The sequence below is a fragment of the Desulfocastanea catecholica genome, assembly GCF_054657295.1.
The window spans coordinates 157,065-174,185 of record NZ_BAAHYZ010000002.1; the positions used below are offsets into that span (position 1 = coordinate 157,065).

Sequence of the window (17,121 nt, forward strand, 5' to 3'; positions counted from 1 at the left end):
TCTGGTCCTGGCGGTCATGTCGCACACCGTATAATACAGCTTACTGATAGACCATTTTTGCGAGATATGCAGGGGTGGTCTTTTTTCGTTAAAAGCTGGAAAATCCCAGGTAAATGAGGTATACTCCGCGCTTTTTTTGTAGCCTTGTCTCTACGGTAAAGGCCCTTATTGTCTTATCTGAAGTTCATTTACCGATGCCAGGTTGATTATCGCCTCGCGTCTTTTTCCAGTTTTGTAAAAGAGAAAATCAATGGCGAATAAATTGTATGTGGCCGGAACCGAACAGCGCAGCGGCAAATCCGCGATCGTTCTTGGCCTGATGGAACTCCTGACCAGAAATATCAAGAAAGTAGCATTTTTCAAACCGCTGATCGACGTCGATCAGTCGAAAGATGAGCAGGACAATACTATCAACCTTATCAAACATCAGTACCATCTCTGTGCCGACTATGATGAGATGTATGCCTATACCGTTGCCGAGGCGAGCCAGCTGATTGCTTTGGGGAAAAATGCTGAACTGCACGATGGCATAATGGCCCAGTACAATAATCTCGCTGAAAAGTCAGATTTTGTTCTGTGCGAAGGTATTGAGCTGACCGGGGCGGCATCCTCCTTTGATTTTGACATCAATGTCGACATAAGTAACAATCTCGGCTGTCCGATGATGCTTGTCGCCGGGGCGAAAAACAAGACGGTCGACGAGGTCGTTCGTGCCGTCAAGGTGTACTACGAGTCCCTGGCTGAACGGAGTTGTGATCTGGTGGCGACTATCGTCAACAGGGTCGATCCGGTACTCGCTGAAGCAATGGAACATCGACTTATCATGGAGAATATCGGCAGGAAAAAACTCGTCTATGTCATTCCTAATAATGAAAACCTCGGCAATCCTTCCGTCGGGGAGGTCGCCCGCCTGTTGCATGCCGAGATCCTCTATGGCGAAGAAAACCTTACCCGTCATGTACGCAGTTTTACCATCGCCGCCATGCAGCTGAGGAATTTGCTTGGTCGAATAGAATACGGCACGCTGGTTATCACTCCCGGTGACCGCTCGGATGTCATCCTGGCTTGTCTCGCCGCGGGAGAGTCGTTGACCATGCCGAACATTTCCGGGATCATGCTGACCGGCGGACTCGTTCCGGAAGAACCGGTACAGAAGGTTATTGAAGGATTTAAGCAGACCGTGCCGATAATCTCGGTGCATGAGAATACCTTCCAGGCGGCGATTCGCGTTGATAACATCCATGCGGCAATTACCCCGGACAATACCAGAAAGATTACCCAGGCGCTGGCGGTTTTTGAACGGCACATCAATATGGATGAGCTCAGTGACAGGATTATCAAGACCAAGACCACCATCATGACGCCGAAGATGTTTGAATCGCAGCTGCTGCAGCGGGCCAAGGCGAACAAACAGCATATTGTCCTGCCGGAAGGTGAAGATGAACGGGTGCTGCGCGCTGCGGAAATCCTCCTGCGTCGTGACGTGGTCGATTTAACCCTTCTTGGTCGGGAAGACAAGATACACGAGCGGATCAGAAGTCTGGGATTGCATCTGCAGAAGGCAACAATCATTGAGCCAAGGACTTCAGTGCTGCTGGAAGATTATGTGGAAACCTATTACCAGCTGAGAAAGAATAAGGGCATAACCCTGGATAATGCCCGGGATATCATGGTCGATTTGAATTTTTTCGGCACCATGATGATCTATAAGGAGCACGCCGACGGGATGGTCTCCGGCGCGGCGCATACCACCGCTGATACCATACGTCCCGCTTTTCAGTTTATTAAGACCAAGCCCGGCTATTCGGTCGTGTCCAGTGTCTTTCTCATGTGCTTGAACGATCGGGTGCTCGCCTATGGCGACTGTGCGGTGAATCCGGACCCGACTGCGGAACAGCTGGCGGAGATCGCCATCAGCTCCGCCCAGACGGCGGCCTTGTTTGGCGTTCATCCACTGGTGGCCATGCTGTCCTATTCCTCTGGAAGGTCCGGCAAAGGGCTTCAGGTGGAAAAGGTGAGAAAAGCTACTGAAATTGCTCGGGAAATGGCCAAGACGCTTTATCCCGGTCTGGAGATTGAGGGGCCGATTCAGTACGATGCAGCCGTGGATATGGAGGTCGCCAGAACGAAAATGCCCGAGAGTAAGGTGGCCGGCAGGGCGACGGTTTTTGTCTTCCCCGACCTCAATACCGGCAACAACACCTATAAAGCAGTGCAGAGATCAGCCGGGGCCATTGCCGTCGGTCCTGTTCTGCAGGGTTTGCGCAAACCGGTGAACGATCTGAGCCGTGGCTGTCTGGTGCCGGACATTGTCAATACGGTGGCAATCACCGCAGTGCAGGCATATGCCGACAAAAAAAGTCAATAATTGCCTATGCCTTCTTCTTTGCCCGCATCTTGTGCACTAATTCCCGCAGATAATCGAGCCATTTTTCCATGCCGGTGCCGGTCGTCGACGAGAGATCCATGGTTCGCAGATGCGGATTGAGTCGAAGGGCATCACCGGTTGCCTCGGCTACCGGAAAATCAAAATAGGGCAGGAGGTCGGTCTTGGTGATGACGAAGGTATGCGAACTGGTAAAGGCTTTGGGGTATTTTGCCGGTTTATCCGGACCTTCCGGGACGGACACCAGAACCACCCGTTCATGTTCGCCAAGATCAAAGGTGGCCGGACAGACCAGGTTGCCGACATTTTCGATGAAGAGCAGGTCGATGTCCTGCCCACCCGGTTCTTGCTGCAGCCGATGAAAGCCCTTATGGGTCATGGCCGCGTCAAGATGACAGGCGCCGCCGGTGGTCAACTGAATGACCGGAACACCTTTTGCCCGGATGCGATCGGCATCACGTTCGGTTTCAATATCACCTTCGATAACCCCGATACGTATTTCCCCTTTCAGGGCCTCGATGGTGTGTTCGAGCAGGGTGGTTTTGCCGGAACCGGGGCTGCTGATCAGGTTGAGGGCGACCGCGCCTATTTCGTCGAAATGTTCTTGGTTGGCTCGGGCCAAAGCGTCGTTTGCCGCAAAGAGACTGGCATGCACATCCACAATTTTACTGTGGCTGTGGCCATGCGCCGGGGAATGATCATGGTCATGATGATCGTGGTTATGGTCTGAGGGGCTGGGGCAGCCGCAGGTATCACACATTTTAGTACCTCGTTTAATTATTTTTATTCCAATTCCACCTGGCGCAATATAAGATCATTGCCGCCGTCGGCAATAAGCAGTAACTCGCCGCAGGCGGGGCACTCGTCCGGTTTATCGCCGGCGGTGACCTCGACGTGGTGGCAATTCGTGCAGCGATAGCTGACCGGCGGCACCTCGATAATCAGTTTTGCCCCGCAGACCAGGGCGTCATCGGCGGAGATAATATCAAAACCGAACTGGAAAGAATCGACGACAACACCGCAGTGGGGACCGATTTCCATGGTTACGCTGATGATCCTGGTGGCATTATTGGCCGCAGCCAGTTCTTTTAGTTGGGCGAAGAGTCCTTGAACGAGTGAAATTTCATGCATAAGCGTCTTTCCGGTAGGCAGAAATTTAATAAGCTGCCGTGGTGTTATTTCCTGATTACCTGTACACCCATCTCGGCAAGGCGGCCAAGGATCATTGCGGCCACTTCAACCTTGCGTTGCTCGACCACATCGGACAGCTCGATGGATTCTTCCAGCTCCTTGGGGATGACCGTATAAAACTCAATCTGCTCGGGGGCGGCGTCACGCAGTTTCGATACTTCGAGAATCTCCAGCAGGCCGAGTTGATGGGGTGACATGCGGGTCTGAAAATTACCGGCCTTGACATCATTGAGGGTGAAAAAATGAAAGGACCCCGGTTCTCCTGCAATATCGACGACATCAATGACCAATACCGGGTCGCATTCCTCGAGAAACGGCGCCATGTAGATGCCCGCAGTACCGATATCCTGGATTTCCACATTGTCCGGGAAGGAGTAATTTTCTTGCAGATAGTGGACCACATGGACACCGAATCCTTCATCGCGCAGGATAAAGTTGCCAATGCCGGCGATGCCGATTTTTTTTTTCGTTTGCATAATTTCCTTACCGTACGTTCATCAGCAGATGCGTGGCAGAGGGACGCCGTGCAGCGGGGTGACAACACGTGCGCCGCCGACCGGGGTATTGATGATCACTCTGCCGGCTTTTTCGGCGACGAGTCTGCCGATGATCGCCGCCTCTCGCCCTTCGCGAGTCGCCCGCATGACGGCCAGGGCCCGTTCGGCCTTGTCGCCGCTGACGATCGCCAGGCATTTGCCCTCATTGGCCAGATAGAGCGGCTCCAGTCCAAGCAGCTCGCAGGCGGCGCGAACCTCCGGGCGTACCGGCAGGTCTTCGTCGCAGAGCTCGATGCCGAGACCGCTGTTTTCGGCAATCTCATTCAGGGTCGAGGCGACCCCGCCCCTGGTCGGGTCGCGCAGGGCATGCACGGCGCCCGGCAGTTCCCGCAACAGGGCGGCAACCAGCGTATGCAGCGGCATGGTGTCGCTGTGCAGGTCGCCCTGCACGGAGATTCCCGCCCGCCGGGTCATGATGGTGATGCCGTGATCGCCCATGGTTCCGGAGAGAATGACCGCATCGCCGACCTTGGCGTTTTTTGAGGAGATATCAATGGACGGATCGACAAAACCGATGCCGGAGGTGTTGATGAAAATCTTGTCGCCCTTGCCTTTCGGCACCACTTTGGTATCGCCGGTCACCACCGGCACCCCGGCTTTCTTGCACGCCTCGCTGATGGAAATAATGACCCGTTCGAGTTCATCAAAGCGCAGTCCCTCTTCCAGGATGAGGCCGAGGCTCAGGCAGTAGGGCGTGGCGCCGCGCATGGCCAGATCGTTGATGGTGCCATGGACGGCGAGTTTGCCGATGTCGCCGCCGGGGAAAAAAATTGGATCGACCACATAGCTGTCCGTAGTGAAGGCCAGCCTTCCCGGCCTGTTCTCCAGGATGGCACTGTCTTCCAGGCCACGCAGAATGGGGCTGTCGAGATGTTTGAGAAAGAGTTCGCTGATCAGCTGCTGGCTGGCCAGACCACCGCTGCCGTGGTCGAGTAAGATGGTTTTTTCAGACATAATTAAATATCCCGGCCATATTTATGGTAGGCGGCACAGGTGCCTTCACTCGACACCATGCACGGACCAACCGGGTTGGCCGGAGTGCATCTGGTGTCAAACAGGGGGCATTCCCGCGGATTGTTCATCCCCTTGAGGATGTTGCCGCACATGCAGCCTTTCGGCTCTTCTGCCTGGGGCAGGGTGATATCGAGCCGTACCTCGGCGTCAAAGGCGGCGTATTTCGGGCGAATCTTTAGTCCGCTGGCCGGAATGCGACCAAGGCCTCGCCAGTCCATATCGGCCGGTTCGAATATCTCCTCGACCATCTTCCGGGCGCGCAGGTTGCCTTCCCAGGACACGGCGCGGGGGTAGGCGTTTTCTACCTTGATATCGTTTTTGCCGATCTGGCGGGCAAGGAGAATAAGACTTTTCAAGAGATCGGCGGTTTCAAAGCCGGCGACCACGCAGGCCAGATGGTATTTTTCGGCCATTGGCTGCCAGGCTGAAGCGCCGATGATCGACGAGACATGGCCGGGACAGAGCAGGCCGTCAATCTGTAAATTCGCATCACTGAGCAACGCCTCCATCGGTGCCGGCATGGTTTTCTGGGTGGAAAAGACCACGAAATTCTTGACCGCTCGGTTGTGTGCCACAAGGATGGTCGCCGCGATGCCCGGCGTGGTTGTTTCAAAGCCGACACCAAGAAAAACCACCAGCTCCTCGGGATGCTGCATGGCCAGGTCCAGGGCATCCATCGGCGAGTAGACGATGTCGATTTTTGCCCCGCGGGAGCTGGCCTGGGCCAGGGAGGTGGAGGTACCAGGCACGCGAAACAGGTCGCCGAAGATGGTTACCCGAACACCGGGGCGATCGGCCATGGCAATGAAGGCGTCCATATGGGAGGCGGAGGTGACGCAGACCGGGCAGCCGGGGCCGGAGACGAGCTCCATGCCTTCGGGCAGGACAGTTCGCAGTCCATTGCGAAAGATGGCCATGGTATGTGAGCCGCACACCTCCATCACCCGGAGAGGTTTGCTGACGGCTTTTTTCAGTTCTTCGACCAGCGGTTTCGTCAAGTCGCCGGCACGGTATTCATCGAGGTGTTTCATCGTACAACCTGGGTCAGGAAAGTAACTCTTCCGGGGTGTTTTCCGAGAGTTCACGCAACAGAGCAATATTTTTCAATGCCTCTTCCTCGACCAGCGAATGGATGGCAAAGCCGGCATGTATGATGACATAGTCACCGACGGACGGCCAGTGGTCGACGATGTCCAGACGGACCTCTTTACTGATGCCGTCGGTATCAACCGTGGCTATCTGATTGCTGGTGAAGTCGTCCGGGTCACCCTGGACGCTGGTTACCCGCATGGGAATGGCGAGACACATGGCGCAGACCTCCTATAATTGTCTGACCGAAGGAAATCGCCCCGTCGTTGAGCGGCAGCGATTGTCCGGTGAAAACGTCTAAATGAATCCGTGTCAAGGTATGCAGAAGACCGGCAAGGAGCAGGCTGTTTTGCATACATCCTCCAGAAAGCACAACCTTTTGGATGCCGGTCTGAAGGGAAAGGTTTTCTATCAGTCGGGTGATGCTGCCGATAAGCATCGTATGGAATTCTAAGGCGATATTGGATTGCGGCTCATCTCGGCTTATTCCATCGACCACTCTTTTAACAAATTCTGCTGAACAAATCTCCCATTTTCCGTTATTTTCACGCAAAGTAGGTAAAATATCCGTGTGCGAATTGGGCAAAATATCATCGACCCAGGAGTGAGTGCACCCCCTTTTGGCCAGCGTTTCCAGTTCCATGGCCGCCTGGCCTTCAAAAGTGATGCGCTGACGCAGGCCAAGAAGACCGGCGATGGCGTCAAAAAGCCGACCGCAGCTGGAAGTGAGGGGGGAATTGAAACCACCTTGCAGCATGGTAGAGAGAACGCGCAGGTGGGTATCGTCCAGTCGGCGGAGGGTCTGCGGCAGTCGATCGCGGCTGATCCCCTCGGCGCCGAAGCTGTGGAAGAGGGCTGACAGGGCCATGCGCCATGGTTCGGTGGTGGCCGCGTCGCCGCCCGGAAGATGCAGGGGGCTGAGATGACCCAGGCGTTCATAGGAGGTTAATTCCGCCCTGAGGATTTCGCCGCCCCAGATCGTGCCGTCTTCGCCCAGGCCGGTTCCATCGAGGATGACCGCCAGGACCGGTTCGTCGAGACCATGTTCGGCCATGACGGCCACGGCGTGGGCGTGATGGTGCTGGATTTTGTAGAGCGGCAGTCTGCATTCGGCTGCATATCTGCTGCTCAGATAGTCCGGGTGCAGGTCGCAGGCGACCGCCTCCGGTTTGAGTTGAAAGACCTTTTTCAGGTGTTCTATCGATTCCTGGTAAAAATCGTAGGTGGCCAGGTTGTCGAGGTCGCCGATGTGCTGGCTGACCAGGACACTCCGGTTGCGGCCGAGGCTGAAGGTGTTTTTCAATCCTGCACCGCAGCCGAGGATATTCGGCAGCCGGCAGGCCACCTGGATGGGCGCGGGGGCAAAGCCCCGGGCCCGGCGCAAGAGAAAGGGTTGTTCGGCGACCACCTTCATCACCGAGTCGTCGACCCGGGTGACGATCTCCCGGTTATGCAAAAGAAACAGATCGGCAATGGTCGAAAGCTGCGCCAGGGCGGCGTCATTTGTGGTGCACAGAGGGCTGCCGCTGCTATTGCCCGAGGTCATGACCAGTGCCTCGGGGCAGTCGTTCTGCTGAAAGAGCAGGTGATGCAGCGGAGTGTAGGGCAGCATCACGCCGATCTCCTCCATCCCCGGTGCAAGGTTATCGACAAGCCCGGTCTGGGTGCGTTTTTTAAGGAGAACTATCGGCTGTTCCGGCGAAATCAGAAGCGCCTGGTCCGGCAAATCGACAGCGCAGAATTTTTTCGCCGCCTCGATATTTGCCACCATGACAGCCAGTGGTTTGTCGGGACGCCCTTTTCGCAGGCGGAGCAAGGCGACCGCGTCAACCGAACAGGCGTTCACCGACAGATGAAAACCGCCCAGGCCGCGGATGGCCAGAACCCGTCCATCTTTTAACGCAGCGGCGGTTTCCGCCAGGGGTGAGGCGGTGGCCAGACCGTGTCCATCACCGTGGTGCAGGGAAATATTCGGCCCGCAGTCGGGACAGGCGTTTGGTTGGGCGTGGAATCTTCTCTTGCCAGGATCGTGGTATTCCTCGGTGCAGGCTGTGCACATCGGAAAGACCTTCATCGAGGTCTGCGGCCGGTCGTAGGGGATGGTTTCGACGATGGTAAAGCGCGGGCCGCAGTTGGTGCAGTTGATGAAAGGGTAGTGAAACCGTCTGTCGCCGGGGTCGAGCAGCTCGCCGAGGCAGTCGCTGCACAGGGCAATATCAGGGGGAATGGCGGTGTTTGCCGAGATACCGGCGACACTTGGTGAAATGGAAAAAGATGCCTCGGTTGCTTCTCGGTCAAGGGGCAGGGGATGGCTTTCAATGGAGATTATCCTCGCCAGTGGCGGGGCCTGTTCCTCTATGGCCTGGAGAAAATGCTGCAGTCTGTCGTCTTGCGCCGTAGCAGTGATGACCACCCCGTCGCTGGTGTTGGTCACCGTGCCGGAAATCGCCAGACGAGAGGCCAGGTTGTAGATAAAGGGCCGAAACCCGACGCCCTGGACAGTGCCCCGAACGAGAATTTCGACCCTTTGCTGCTTATGCTTTGTGTTTAAATTTTGCACCGGTAAAGATCGAGGAAATTAATCCCTCTGGCTCTATGCAGTCGTTCCATATGCACAGATAGATATGGACGACGGCAAAGATCATAAACCACCACATAGTGAGATGGTGGAGAAAGCGGGCAAACTGCTGGCTGCCGAACAGGAGCACACCCCATTTCGCCCAGAAAACAGATTCCGGGTAGAGCATATAAAAGCCACTGACAATCATCAGCAGAGCGGCGATAATGGTGAGTAAATACGCCAGCCCGGCGAGGATGTTGTGGCCGAGTCGTTCGTCGTGCTTGTCGCTGATATAGCTGTACTGCAGCAAGGTTATCTTTATGTTGTTCAGATTTCGCCTGGTAATCGGCAGGATATCCCAGATTCTCTCCTGGGCATTGCCGAAAATATAGAGAAAAAGCCTGATCAGCACGGCGGAAGCTAAGACATATGCTGCAATATAATGTATGTAGCGCATCGTTGCCATCGGGAAGCTTGCGCTTCCTTCGATCATGGTGTTTGTCCACGGATTGTTGATGTAAAAACCTGTGACCACCAGAAAAACGATAGACAGGGCAAACATCCAGTGGAACAGCCGAAGCAACAGACTCCAGCACTGATATCTCTCATAAGTTGCCATTCTTGTAACCTCCCACGGTTTGAGCCGGAAAGAAAAGTTTTACGTGAGGTGAAATCCAGCTTACATTGCTTTCACTTTGATAACTTCCTTCCCTTCAGGGTCGAGCATATGTATAGCGCAGGCAATACATGGATCAAAAGAATGCACGGTGCGGAGAACCTCAAGAGGTCGTTCCGGATCAGCAATAGGATTGCCCACCAGCGAGGCCTCGTAGGGTCCGGGCTGGCCTGCCGCATCGCGTGGACCGGCGTTCCAGGTGGAAGGCACGACACACTGGTAGTTTTTGATTTTGCCGTCCTGGATGACGATCCAGTGGGATAACAGACCCCGTGGCGCTTCGTGGACACCAACCCCGCGCTGTTCGCCTTTCGGGAAGACGGGCGGATTGAATATCTCGTAATCCCCGGTGGCGATATTGTTGACCAGCAGTTCCCAGTGCTTCAGGGCAAGATCGGCCATCATTCCGGCGCGGACTGCGCGGCCGGCATGGCGTCCGATAGTGCTGTGCAGGATCTCCGGTCCTACCTTTACCCCGGCAACCGCACTGATGCGGCTGAGGCAGGCGTCGACGCTCTTCACCGTCAATTCATGACCCTGGGCGTAGCCGACAACCATCTGGGCCAGAGGACCGACCTGCATCGGTTTGCCCTGAAAACGCGGGGCCTTCAGCCAGGTATAGCGACCTTCGTCTTCAAAGTCGGTGTACTTTGGATCAGTTGTCGATTCCCATGGATGTTTCGACCAGTCGCCGTCATACCAGGCCCTGGCAATCGACTCTTCAACATTTTCCATGAAGTATGGATCGGCGAGGCCGATGATCGGTTTGATGGTGCCGAGGTCGCCGTCGAAAACGGTGCCGCCGGGCAGATCGGCTTTGGTTCCGGCGGCATCGAGGAACATATCCGGTGCTGCCAGATAGTTGGTCACGCCGGCACCGTAGGGCAGCCAGTCGGCATACAGGGCGCCGACGGCAACAACATCGGTGATGTAGACCATTTTAATAAAATCTCTGACTTCTTCTACCAGCTGTTTGACATAGTAGAGACGTTCCATGGTGACAGCGGTCTGATTCTCCGGGTTGATATTGGTGGTGACGCCACCGACCGAGAGATTCTGTACATGGGGGTTCTTGCCGCCGATGATGGCCAGGGCCTGGGTGGCCTTACGCTGATAGTCGAGGGCTTCGAGATAATGGGAAACCGCCATGAGGTTTGCTTCCGGCGGCAGCTTCATGGCCGAATGGCCCCAGTAGGCATTGGCGAAAGGTCCGAGCTGGCCACTGGCCACCAGGCCTTTGAGTTTCTCTTTTACCGCAGTAAACCGCTTCGGGCTGTTGCCGGGCCAGTCCGAGAGGCTGTCGGCCAGCTTGGCGGTGGCCACCGGATCAGCATCCAGAGCAGAAACAACATCAACCCAGTCAAGGGCGGACAGGGCGTAGAAGTGGACGATATGGTCATGCAGACAATGAATCGACTGGACCATATTACGGATGAGCTGGGCGTTGAGCGGGATTTCCAGGCCAAGGGCGTTTTCCACGGCACGAACCGAAGCCAGGGCATGAACGGTAGTGCAGACGCCGCAGATACGCTGGACGAAAAGCCAGGCATCGCGAGGATCACGGCCTTTGAGAATGTTCTCGAGACCACGGTACATCTGGCCGGACGACCACGCCTTGGTGACCAGGCCGCCGTCAACTTCGATATCTATTCTTAGGTGACCCTCAATCCGGGTGATTGGATCGATGGTAATTCGCTGAGCCATGGGTAAAACCTCCATATAAAATTAGACCACCAGACACCGCAGAATGTTCTGCTTGCAGGCGCCGGTAAAAAGAATATCGCAAGTGACCTGCTGTTCTTTGCCCTGTCGCTAGGCGTTGTCGTTGTTCTTGCCCTTGATCAGCCGCTTACCGATGCCGACTGCCGCATGAATGCCGACCGCAGCGGCCGTAACACCTAAAACGGTCTTGCCGATCTTGTCGGCGCTGCCGACAATGCCGGTGGCGGGAATTTTTACCATCGGCAGCCTTTCGTAAAATGGCGTCATGGTATCCCAGAAATTCGGTTCGGTGCAGCCGATGCAGCCATGGCCGACACTGACCGGCCAGACATCGACGTCATTGAAACGGACCGCCGGGCAGTTGGAAAAGGTCTCCGGGCCCTTGCAGCCAACTTTGTAGAGGCAATAGCCGAGCTTATGGTACGCATCGCCGTATTGCTCAACAAAGCGACCTTCGTCAAAATGGGCGCGGCGTTCGCAATGGTCGTGTATTCTTCGGCCATAGGCAAAGAGCGGTCGGTTCAGATTGTCAAGAGCAGGGAGTCTTTTGAAGGTCAGATAGTGGAGGATGGTGCCGAGGAAAGAAATCGGATTAGGCGGACACCCGGAAATGTTGACAAGAGGAACGCCGCTCACCAGATCCTGTACCCCGACGGAACCGGTCGGATTGGGTGCTGCGGCCTGAACGCCGCCGAAGGTTGCGCAGGTGCCGATAGCGATGATCGCTGAAGCCTTGGGGGCGACTTCCGCCAGGATGTCCATGGCGGTTTTTCCACCTATCTTACAGTAGATGCCGCCGTCCTTGGTGGGGATGCCGCCTTCGACTACGAGAATGAACGGGTGGTTGTCCACCGTGTCATGGAGATTTTGTTCAGCCTGATGGCCTGCCGCGGCCATCACTGTTTCGTGGTAATCAAGAGAAATGATATCAAGTATCAAACGAGCCAGATCCGGGTGGGAAGAGCGCAGTAAGCTTTCCGTACAGCCGGTGCATTCCTGGAAATGGAGCCAGATGACGCGTGGCCGTTCAGCGGTTGCCGCCGCTTCGACGAGTTGAGGAATCATCGCCTCGGACATACCTAAAGCGGCTGCCGCCATGGTGCACCCCTTGAGGAATCCACGCCGATCAAGTTGCGGATCCAGCGCCTTTTTTACAGTGTCTGCCATATCAACCTCCTCTTGCTGTGTGACAACAATTGTGCGCCAGTGCGCGATAGTTCGGCATGAGCATAGCCGAAAATAAAATTAAAAGAATACGGGTAGAAAAGCCAAGCCGGCCCGGCTTGGTAATTATGTGGAAAACAAACTCCTCTGTTAGGCATGGTGCCTGAGAAGAAGTAAGGATGTAGTCTGGTTTCTGAAGAAGGGTGATGGCTGTTCTTCCTGTGGAAAAGAACGGAACGGCGGGGAGTTGTCGACGGCGATATTTCACTGCTCGAAAGTGAATGTGGGGTAATTGTGTGCGTCATTGTGCGAAAAGTGCATAAAAACGTTGAAAGTGGACATCGAAACAATTGTGCGAACAGTGTCTTGCGAAAGAAAATTGTATAAAATTAACACCAACGTAGTACTAAATCAAGATCATTTTGTAACGATTAACTTTTGTTTTCAGGTTATTGTCGAACAATTTGCTTTAGTGCACAACACGCATAGCGTGAAGTAATGGTTTGTGCGATATTTTTGGTTGCACAATCCGACCAGATTAACTGTATTTGGCGAGAATGCACCGGGAGAAAGTGCCTGGCAGCACGCTGTCGTAAAGAGAGCGGAAACAGGTGTAAAAGCAGGGAAATGATGCTGATGAGGGTGATATAAAGTCCGGGCGGCAAAAGAATCTGTCTGCCTGGTAAGGGAGGCTTATTTCTTGAAACCGAAGATGCCGCCTTTACTTTTTTGGGCAAAGGCCGGCCTGCTCCTGGGAGGGAGAGGTTCTTTGTTGAAGGTGTTGATTTCCTCGGCCGCAGGCGGCATAACCGGTTCTCCTGCAAACAGGTGGTCAATGGAGGTGCCGGTGCCGGCAGCCATGTAAAAATGGTAGAAGAGTAGAGATTTTTTAAAATAGCTTTTTCTCTTCAACCACTTTGGCCAGCTGTTTTGCTGTTTGTTGTGAATCAGCTGTGACAGGTTTATTAGCAGGCTGACCATTTCCTGCCGCAGTGAGCGGCGCAGGTTGAGCTGGATGCCGATTGTCTGATCAATTTCTTCACGGATCTGTTTTGCCAGTTGAAACAGCGGTGCTCCTTTGCGAAACTGACTGATCAACTGGAACCGGGCTTCCACCCAAGGAATAAGAAACAGGCCAAGAAGAACAAAATCCGGCTGGCGATGGATTTTCAGTTCCAGCGACAGACTGTTGATGCGGTCGATGGTTTGGCAGATTCCGCTGAGCAGCGTTCGGGAAGGAGCGGCCGCAGGACCATTACCGGCTAATATTTTTCGATAGAAGGGGAAGAGGGCGAACAGCAGGCCCGAATCGACGGCCAGTTCAAGCCAGGCCGCTGCGGCCCCACTGTAGAGATCCTTGAGAAATTCGTCACGCAGTCTCGAAGGAGGACAGAGGGACAGCTTGTCGCTGTTGCTGCAGAGCGCCTTCCAGGTCTGTTCCTCTATAGTGAAATTGATTCTTGCCGCATGACGGATCGCCCGCAACATTCGCACCGGATCATGGCTTATGCGCTTGGCCGGTTCTCCGACAATGCGGATTATGCCCTGGTCGAGGTCCTGGCTGCCGTTGACGTAGTCTATAATGGTGCTGGTTTCAATTTCGAAAAAAAGTGAGTTGATGGTGAGGTCACGACGTCGGGCATCCTCGCTGAGCGTACCAAAGGTGTTGTTCGGGGCAAGGACGGCTTCGGGGCCGTCGAGGTCGTGCTCGCTGAGAGAGCGGAGCGTACTTATTTCAATGGTTTTGCCACCCCGGAAAAAGATCTGCACCAACCGGAATCTTCGACCGATGGTATTGCTGTTCGGGAAGAGTTTGCGCAGTTGGCCGGGCCGTGCATCGGTGCTGATATCAAAATCTTTCGGTGTTTTGCCGAGGTAGAGATCACGCACCCCACCGCCGACCAGGTAACCGGCAAATCCGGCATCACGCAGTTTTCTGAGGATGTACAGCGCATCTCGATCGATCATCTCGGCGGTGATCGGATGGTTTTCCGGGGGAATTATCCGCTCGAGACCCGGCAGGGCCGCATCGGCAGATTCATCGATTTCGTCAAGAGAACGCATGGTTGAGCTGGAGATAGATGTCACAGTGCCGGATTGAATCCTCTTCCTTCTTTATACACGGATTCCGCCTGTTCCTTAAATTGTCGGAAGATCTCGGCAACGGAGAGGATTTTGTCCATTTTGTAGGTGTTTTCACCGGAAAAAATTAGGCCATCACGGACATTACCCGTGCGAGACAGCATCAGGCGTTCATTGATGCAATAGCGATGGTTGCATTTTTTCAGACAGACATGCGGACATTTTTTTATGCTCACATCTTCCCCGGCATTCAGCGCCTGGACGAAGGGGTTGTTGATGGCGCGTCCGGGCATCCCGACCGGGGAGGAGGTAAGAACGATGTCTTCTTTTTTGGCATTGAGATAGGCCTGCTTGAACTCGTCGGCGATATCACATTCTTCACTGAGGACGAACCGGGAGGCGATCTGCACCCCGTCGGCACCGTATTTGTCCATCATTTCGGCCATTTCATAACCGTTGGTGATACCACCTGCGGCGATAAGCGGGATGTTTTTGACGATATCACGGATGGGTGGGAAGATTTCCCGCAAGGGTTTGTCGGTGCCGAGATGGCCTCCGGCCTCCTTGGCTTCAACGATAACCGCGGAGGCACCGAGTTTTTCGGAGAGTTTAGCCAGGGTCGGAGAACTGACGATCATGACGATAGGGGTGTTGCGTTCCCGGCCGATTTTAAAGATATCCCGGGAAAAACCGGCACCGGTAATGATCATGTCGATCCCGGCGTCAATGGAGGTTGTGACTAGATTGTAAAAATCCTTCATGGCGTACATGATATTGACGGCTATAATGCCGTTCGTCGCCGCTTTGGCCTTTTTGATATCATCGCGAAGTTCTTCCGGCGGGATACCGGAGCCGCCAATAACCCCGATTCCGCCACAATTGGCCACCGGGATGGCAAGTGCCGAGGTGGATACCCGGATGGACATCCCTCCTTGAATCAAGGGGAAAGAAGCTTTGAGATTGGCAATTGTGAGTGAGGGTAGCTGCATGCAGTGAATACTCCTTTTAGTGCCCCAGGCAATTATTGTCTGAATGCACTTGTACCCCTTGCGTGGGTACTGAAAAAAAGCACCCCACAAGGGGGTATAATAAAAATTCCCGTCTGTCGGGGTTTGAAAAATACATATGAGAAATGAGATAATGCACTTCTTGCCTGATTTTGTCAAGAGTAGTATGTGGTCTACTCTGCGGTCAATAGATGAGCGTCAATTTATCTGAAATGCCCGGAATACAACTCCTGCCGCGGAAAAAAGTGCATGATTTTCTGGAGATTGGCCGGGGGTAAACTTGACAAAACAACAAAATTGCAGTTAAGTTCGCAGTTTTTGGTTTAAATTATACCTGTTTTTCGTTTTTCTGCGATTACAACGCCATAAATTATAATTGGAGACTGTTTTGAAAATCAAGGCCCTGAAAGGCTTTAAGGATATTGTGCCGGGTGAGGTTGAGCTGTGGCAGTACCTTGAAAGAGTGGCAAGAGAGGTATTCGACCGATTTCATTTCCGCGAGATTCGTCTGCCCATTCTCGAAGAAACCGAACTGTTTGCAAGGTCCATCGGCGAAACAACCGACATTGTCGAAAAAGAGATGTATACCTTTGTCGACAAAAAAATAACCATGCGGCCCGAGGCCACCGCTTCTTTACTCCGCGCCTATATAGAACATGGTCTCTATGTGCAGAAACCGGTGCAGCGTCTGTTCACCATCGGACCGATGTTTCGCCATGAGCGGCCCCAGAAAGGCAGACTCAGGCAGTTTCATCAGATGGATATCGAGGTGCTCGGCACGGATAACCCTTTGGTCGATACCGAGCTGATGGCTATGGCGGCCATGCTCTTTGCCGAGCTGGGCATAAATGTGAGCCTGGAGCTTAATTCTCTCGGCTGCCCCGAATGTCGGCCCGGTTATCGGGCCCGGTTGCTCGCCTTTATAGAAGAGCGACACGAGGCACTTTGCGGCGACTGCAAAAGAAGGAGTATCACCAACCCCCTACGGGTCCTCGACTGCAAGGTTCCTTCCTGTCGGGAGCAGATTCTCGATGCACCTTCCCTGCTCGAGCACCTGTGCGGCCCGTGCAAAGATCACTTCGAGCAGGTCCAGGCCGGTCTGCAGCAGCTGGGGGTTACCTACCGGCTGAATAAATTCATGGTGCGCGGCCTGGACTATTACTGTCGTACGACCTTCGAATTTATTACCTCGGATCTGGGTGCCCAGGCGGCTGTGGCTGCGGGAGGCAGATACGACGGACTCGTCGAAACCCTTGGCGGGCCGAAAAACAGTCCCGGCATCGGTTTTGCCATGGGCATGGAGCGGCTGGTTCTTCTGCTGCAGCAGCAGGAAAAATTCTCGGTTGAAGAGGATAAAGTCGATCTTTTTGTCGCCGGGATCGGTCAGCAGGCCTCCCGGGCGGGCTTTGGCCTGGTCCATGAGATGCGGGCCAGGAAATTTTCCGTCGCCATGGACTACGAGGGGCGCAGTCTGAAGAGCCAGATGAAGCAGGCCGATAAGGCCGGAGCGCGCTTTGTCCTTATTATTGGTGATGATGAGCTGGCCCTGGGCAAGGGTATTCTCCGAAATATGCTGAATAAAGAGGAACAGCAGGATATTGCCCTGTCGGCCTCGGCAATTGCCGAGTGTCTCCTTACAAAATAAATGGTAAAGAACATTCAGCTGTCCAGGC

14 protein-coding genes are annotated in these 17,121 nt (G+C 54.3%); 2 read left to right on the forward strand and 12 right to left on the reverse strand.

Annotated elements, in window-relative coordinates; translation table 11 throughout:
- The first annotated feature begins 250 nt into the window (after positions 1 to 250).
- Complete coding sequence (pta, locus tag ACYQ8U_RS02410; protein WP_459943915.1) at positions 251 to 2,368, forward strand: phosphate acetyltransferase; 2,118 nt, start codon at positions 251 to 253, stop codon at positions 2,366 to 2,368.
- A gap of 4 nt (positions 2,369 to 2,372) precedes the next feature.
- Here pta and hypB read toward each other — a convergent pair whose 3' ends face one another.
- From hypB to ACYQ8U_RS02470, 12 genes are all read right to left on the reverse strand, one after another.
- Positions 2,373 to 3,146 carry a hydrogenase nickel incorporation protein HypB gene (gene hypB, locus ACYQ8U_RS02415; RefSeq protein ID WP_459943916.1) on the reverse strand — a complete coding sequence of 258 codons (774 nt, stop codon included), beginning with the start codon at positions 3,144 to 3,146 and terminating at the stop codon, positions 2,373 to 2,375.
- Between the two features lie 23 nt (positions 3,147 to 3,169).
- Positions 3,170 to 3,517, reverse strand: a complete 348-nt coding sequence (locus ACYQ8U_RS02420) for a hydrogenase maturation nickel metallochaperone HypA/HybF (protein ID WP_459943917.1) — start codon at positions 3,515 to 3,517, stop codon at positions 3,170 to 3,172.
- 44 nt (positions 3,518 to 3,561) lie between these two features.
- Complete coding sequence (locus tag ACYQ8U_RS02425) at positions 3,562 to 4,053, reverse strand: HyaD/HybD family hydrogenase maturation endopeptidase (protein ID WP_459943918.1); 492 nt, start codon at positions 4,051 to 4,053, stop codon at positions 3,562 to 3,564.
- Positions 4,054 to 4,074: 21 nt separating this feature from the next.
- Positions 4,075 to 5,088, reverse strand: a complete 1,014-nt coding sequence (gene hypE / locus ACYQ8U_RS02430) for a hydrogenase expression/formation protein HypE (RefSeq protein WP_459943919.1) — start codon at positions 5,086 to 5,088, stop codon at positions 4,075 to 4,077.
- A gap of 2 nt (positions 5,089 to 5,090) precedes the next feature.
- On the reverse strand, positions 5,091 to 6,179 hold the full coding sequence (hypD, locus tag ACYQ8U_RS02435) for a hydrogenase formation protein HypD (protein WP_459943920.1): 1,089 nt from the start codon (positions 6,177 to 6,179) through the stop codon (positions 5,091 to 5,093).
- Between the two features lie 13 nt (positions 6,180 to 6,192).
- Entirely contained in the window at positions 6,193 to 6,456 is a 264-nt protein-coding gene (locus ACYQ8U_RS02440; protein WP_459943921.1) for a HypC/HybG/HupF family hydrogenase formation chaperone, read from the reverse strand.
- The gene (hypF, locus tag ACYQ8U_RS02445) at positions 6,413 to 8,797 is read right to left on the reverse strand and encodes a carbamoyltransferase HypF (RefSeq protein ID WP_459943922.1); all 2,385 of its coding nucleotides are present in this window, start codon (positions 8,795 to 8,797) and stop codon (positions 6,413 to 6,415) included. Before hypF ends, ACYQ8U_RS02440 begins: the two co-directional genes overlap by 44 nt.
- Positions 8,772 to 9,416: a Ni/Fe-hydrogenase, b-type cytochrome subunit gene (cybH, locus tag ACYQ8U_RS02450; protein ID WP_459943923.1), complete on the reverse strand. Its 645-nt coding sequence runs from the start codon at positions 9,414 to 9,416 to the stop codon at positions 8,772 to 8,774. Before cybH ends, hypF begins: the two co-directional genes overlap by 26 nt.
- 60 nt (positions 9,417 to 9,476) lie before the next feature.
- Positions 9,477 to 11,177: a nickel-dependent hydrogenase large subunit gene (locus ACYQ8U_RS02455; RefSeq protein WP_459943924.1), complete on the reverse strand. Its 1,701-nt coding sequence runs from the start codon at positions 11,175 to 11,177 to the stop codon at positions 9,477 to 9,479.
- Between the two features lie 108 nt (positions 11,178 to 11,285).
- A complete protein-coding gene (locus tag ACYQ8U_RS02460; RefSeq protein WP_459943925.1) occupies positions 11,286 to 12,362 on the reverse strand; it encodes a hydrogenase small subunit in 1,077 nt (358 codons plus the stop codon).
- 690 nt (positions 12,363 to 13,052) lie between these two features.
- On the reverse strand, positions 13,053 to 14,423 hold the full coding sequence (locus ACYQ8U_RS02465; RefSeq protein WP_459943926.1) for a tRNA nucleotidyltransferase/poly(A) polymerase-related protein: 1,371 nt from the start codon (positions 14,421 to 14,423) through the stop codon (positions 13,053 to 13,055).
- A gap of 20 nt (positions 14,424 to 14,443) precedes the next feature.
- Complete coding sequence (locus ACYQ8U_RS02470; RefSeq protein ID WP_459943927.1) at positions 14,444 to 15,430, reverse strand: NAD(P)H-dependent flavin oxidoreductase; 987 nt, start codon at positions 15,428 to 15,430, stop codon at positions 14,444 to 14,446.
- A 406-nt stretch (positions 15,431 to 15,836) separates the two neighbouring features.
- On the opposite strand from ACYQ8U_RS02470, the gene hisS reads away from it, so the two are divergent.
- Positions 15,837 to 17,093: a histidine--tRNA ligase gene (gene hisS / locus ACYQ8U_RS02475; RefSeq protein WP_459943928.1), complete on the forward strand. Its 1,257-nt coding sequence runs from the start codon at positions 15,837 to 15,839 to the stop codon at positions 17,091 to 17,093.
- Positions 17,094 to 17,121: the final 28 nt, after the last annotated feature.

Bases quoted from the DNA above. Each gene is read 5' to 3' on its own strand.
- ACYQ8U_RS02420 (WP_459943917.1), bottom strand. From the start codon at position 3,517: ATGCATGAAATTTCACTCGTTCAAGGACTCTTCGCCCAACTAAAAGAA.
- hypE (WP_459943919.1), bottom strand. From the start codon at position 5,088: ATGTCTGAAAAAACCATCTTACTCGACCACGGCAGCGGTGGTCTGGCC.
- ACYQ8U_RS02440 (WP_459943921.1), bottom strand. From the start codon at position 6,456: ATGTGTCTCGCCATTCCCATGCGGGTAACCAGCGTCCAGGGTGACCCG.
- cybH (WP_459943923.1), bottom strand. From the start codon at position 9,416: ATGGCAACTTATGAGAGATATCAGTGCTGGAGTCTGTTGCTTCGGCTG.
- ACYQ8U_RS02425 (WP_459943918.1), bottom strand. From the start codon at position 4,053: ATGCAAACGAAAAAAAAAATCGGCATCGCCGGCATTGGCAACTTTATC.
- hypD (WP_459943920.1), bottom strand. From the start codon at position 6,179: ATGAAACACCTCGATGAATACCGTGCCGGCGACTTGACGAAACCGCTG.
- ACYQ8U_RS02465 (WP_459943926.1), bottom strand. From the start codon at position 14,423: ATGCGTTCTCTTGACGAAATCGATGAATCTGCCGATGCGGCCCTGCCG.
- ACYQ8U_RS02460 (WP_459943925.1), bottom strand. From the start codon at position 12,362: ATGGCAGACACTGTAAAAAAGGCGCTGGATCCGCAACTTGATCGGCGT.
- ACYQ8U_RS02470 (WP_459943927.1), bottom strand. From the start codon at position 15,430: ATGCAGCTACCCTCACTCACAATTGCCAATCTCAAAGCTTCTTTCCCC.
- ACYQ8U_RS02455 (WP_459943924.1), bottom strand. From the start codon at position 11,177: ATGGCTCAGCGAATTACCATCGATCCAATCACCCGGATTGAGGGTCAC.
- hypB (WP_459943916.1), bottom strand. From the start codon at position 3,146: ATGTGTGATACCTGCGGCTGCCCCAGCCCCTCAGACCATAACCACGAT.
- pta (WP_459943915.1), top strand. From the start codon at position 251: ATGGCGAATAAATTGTATGTGGCCGGAACCGAACAGCGCAGCGGCAAA.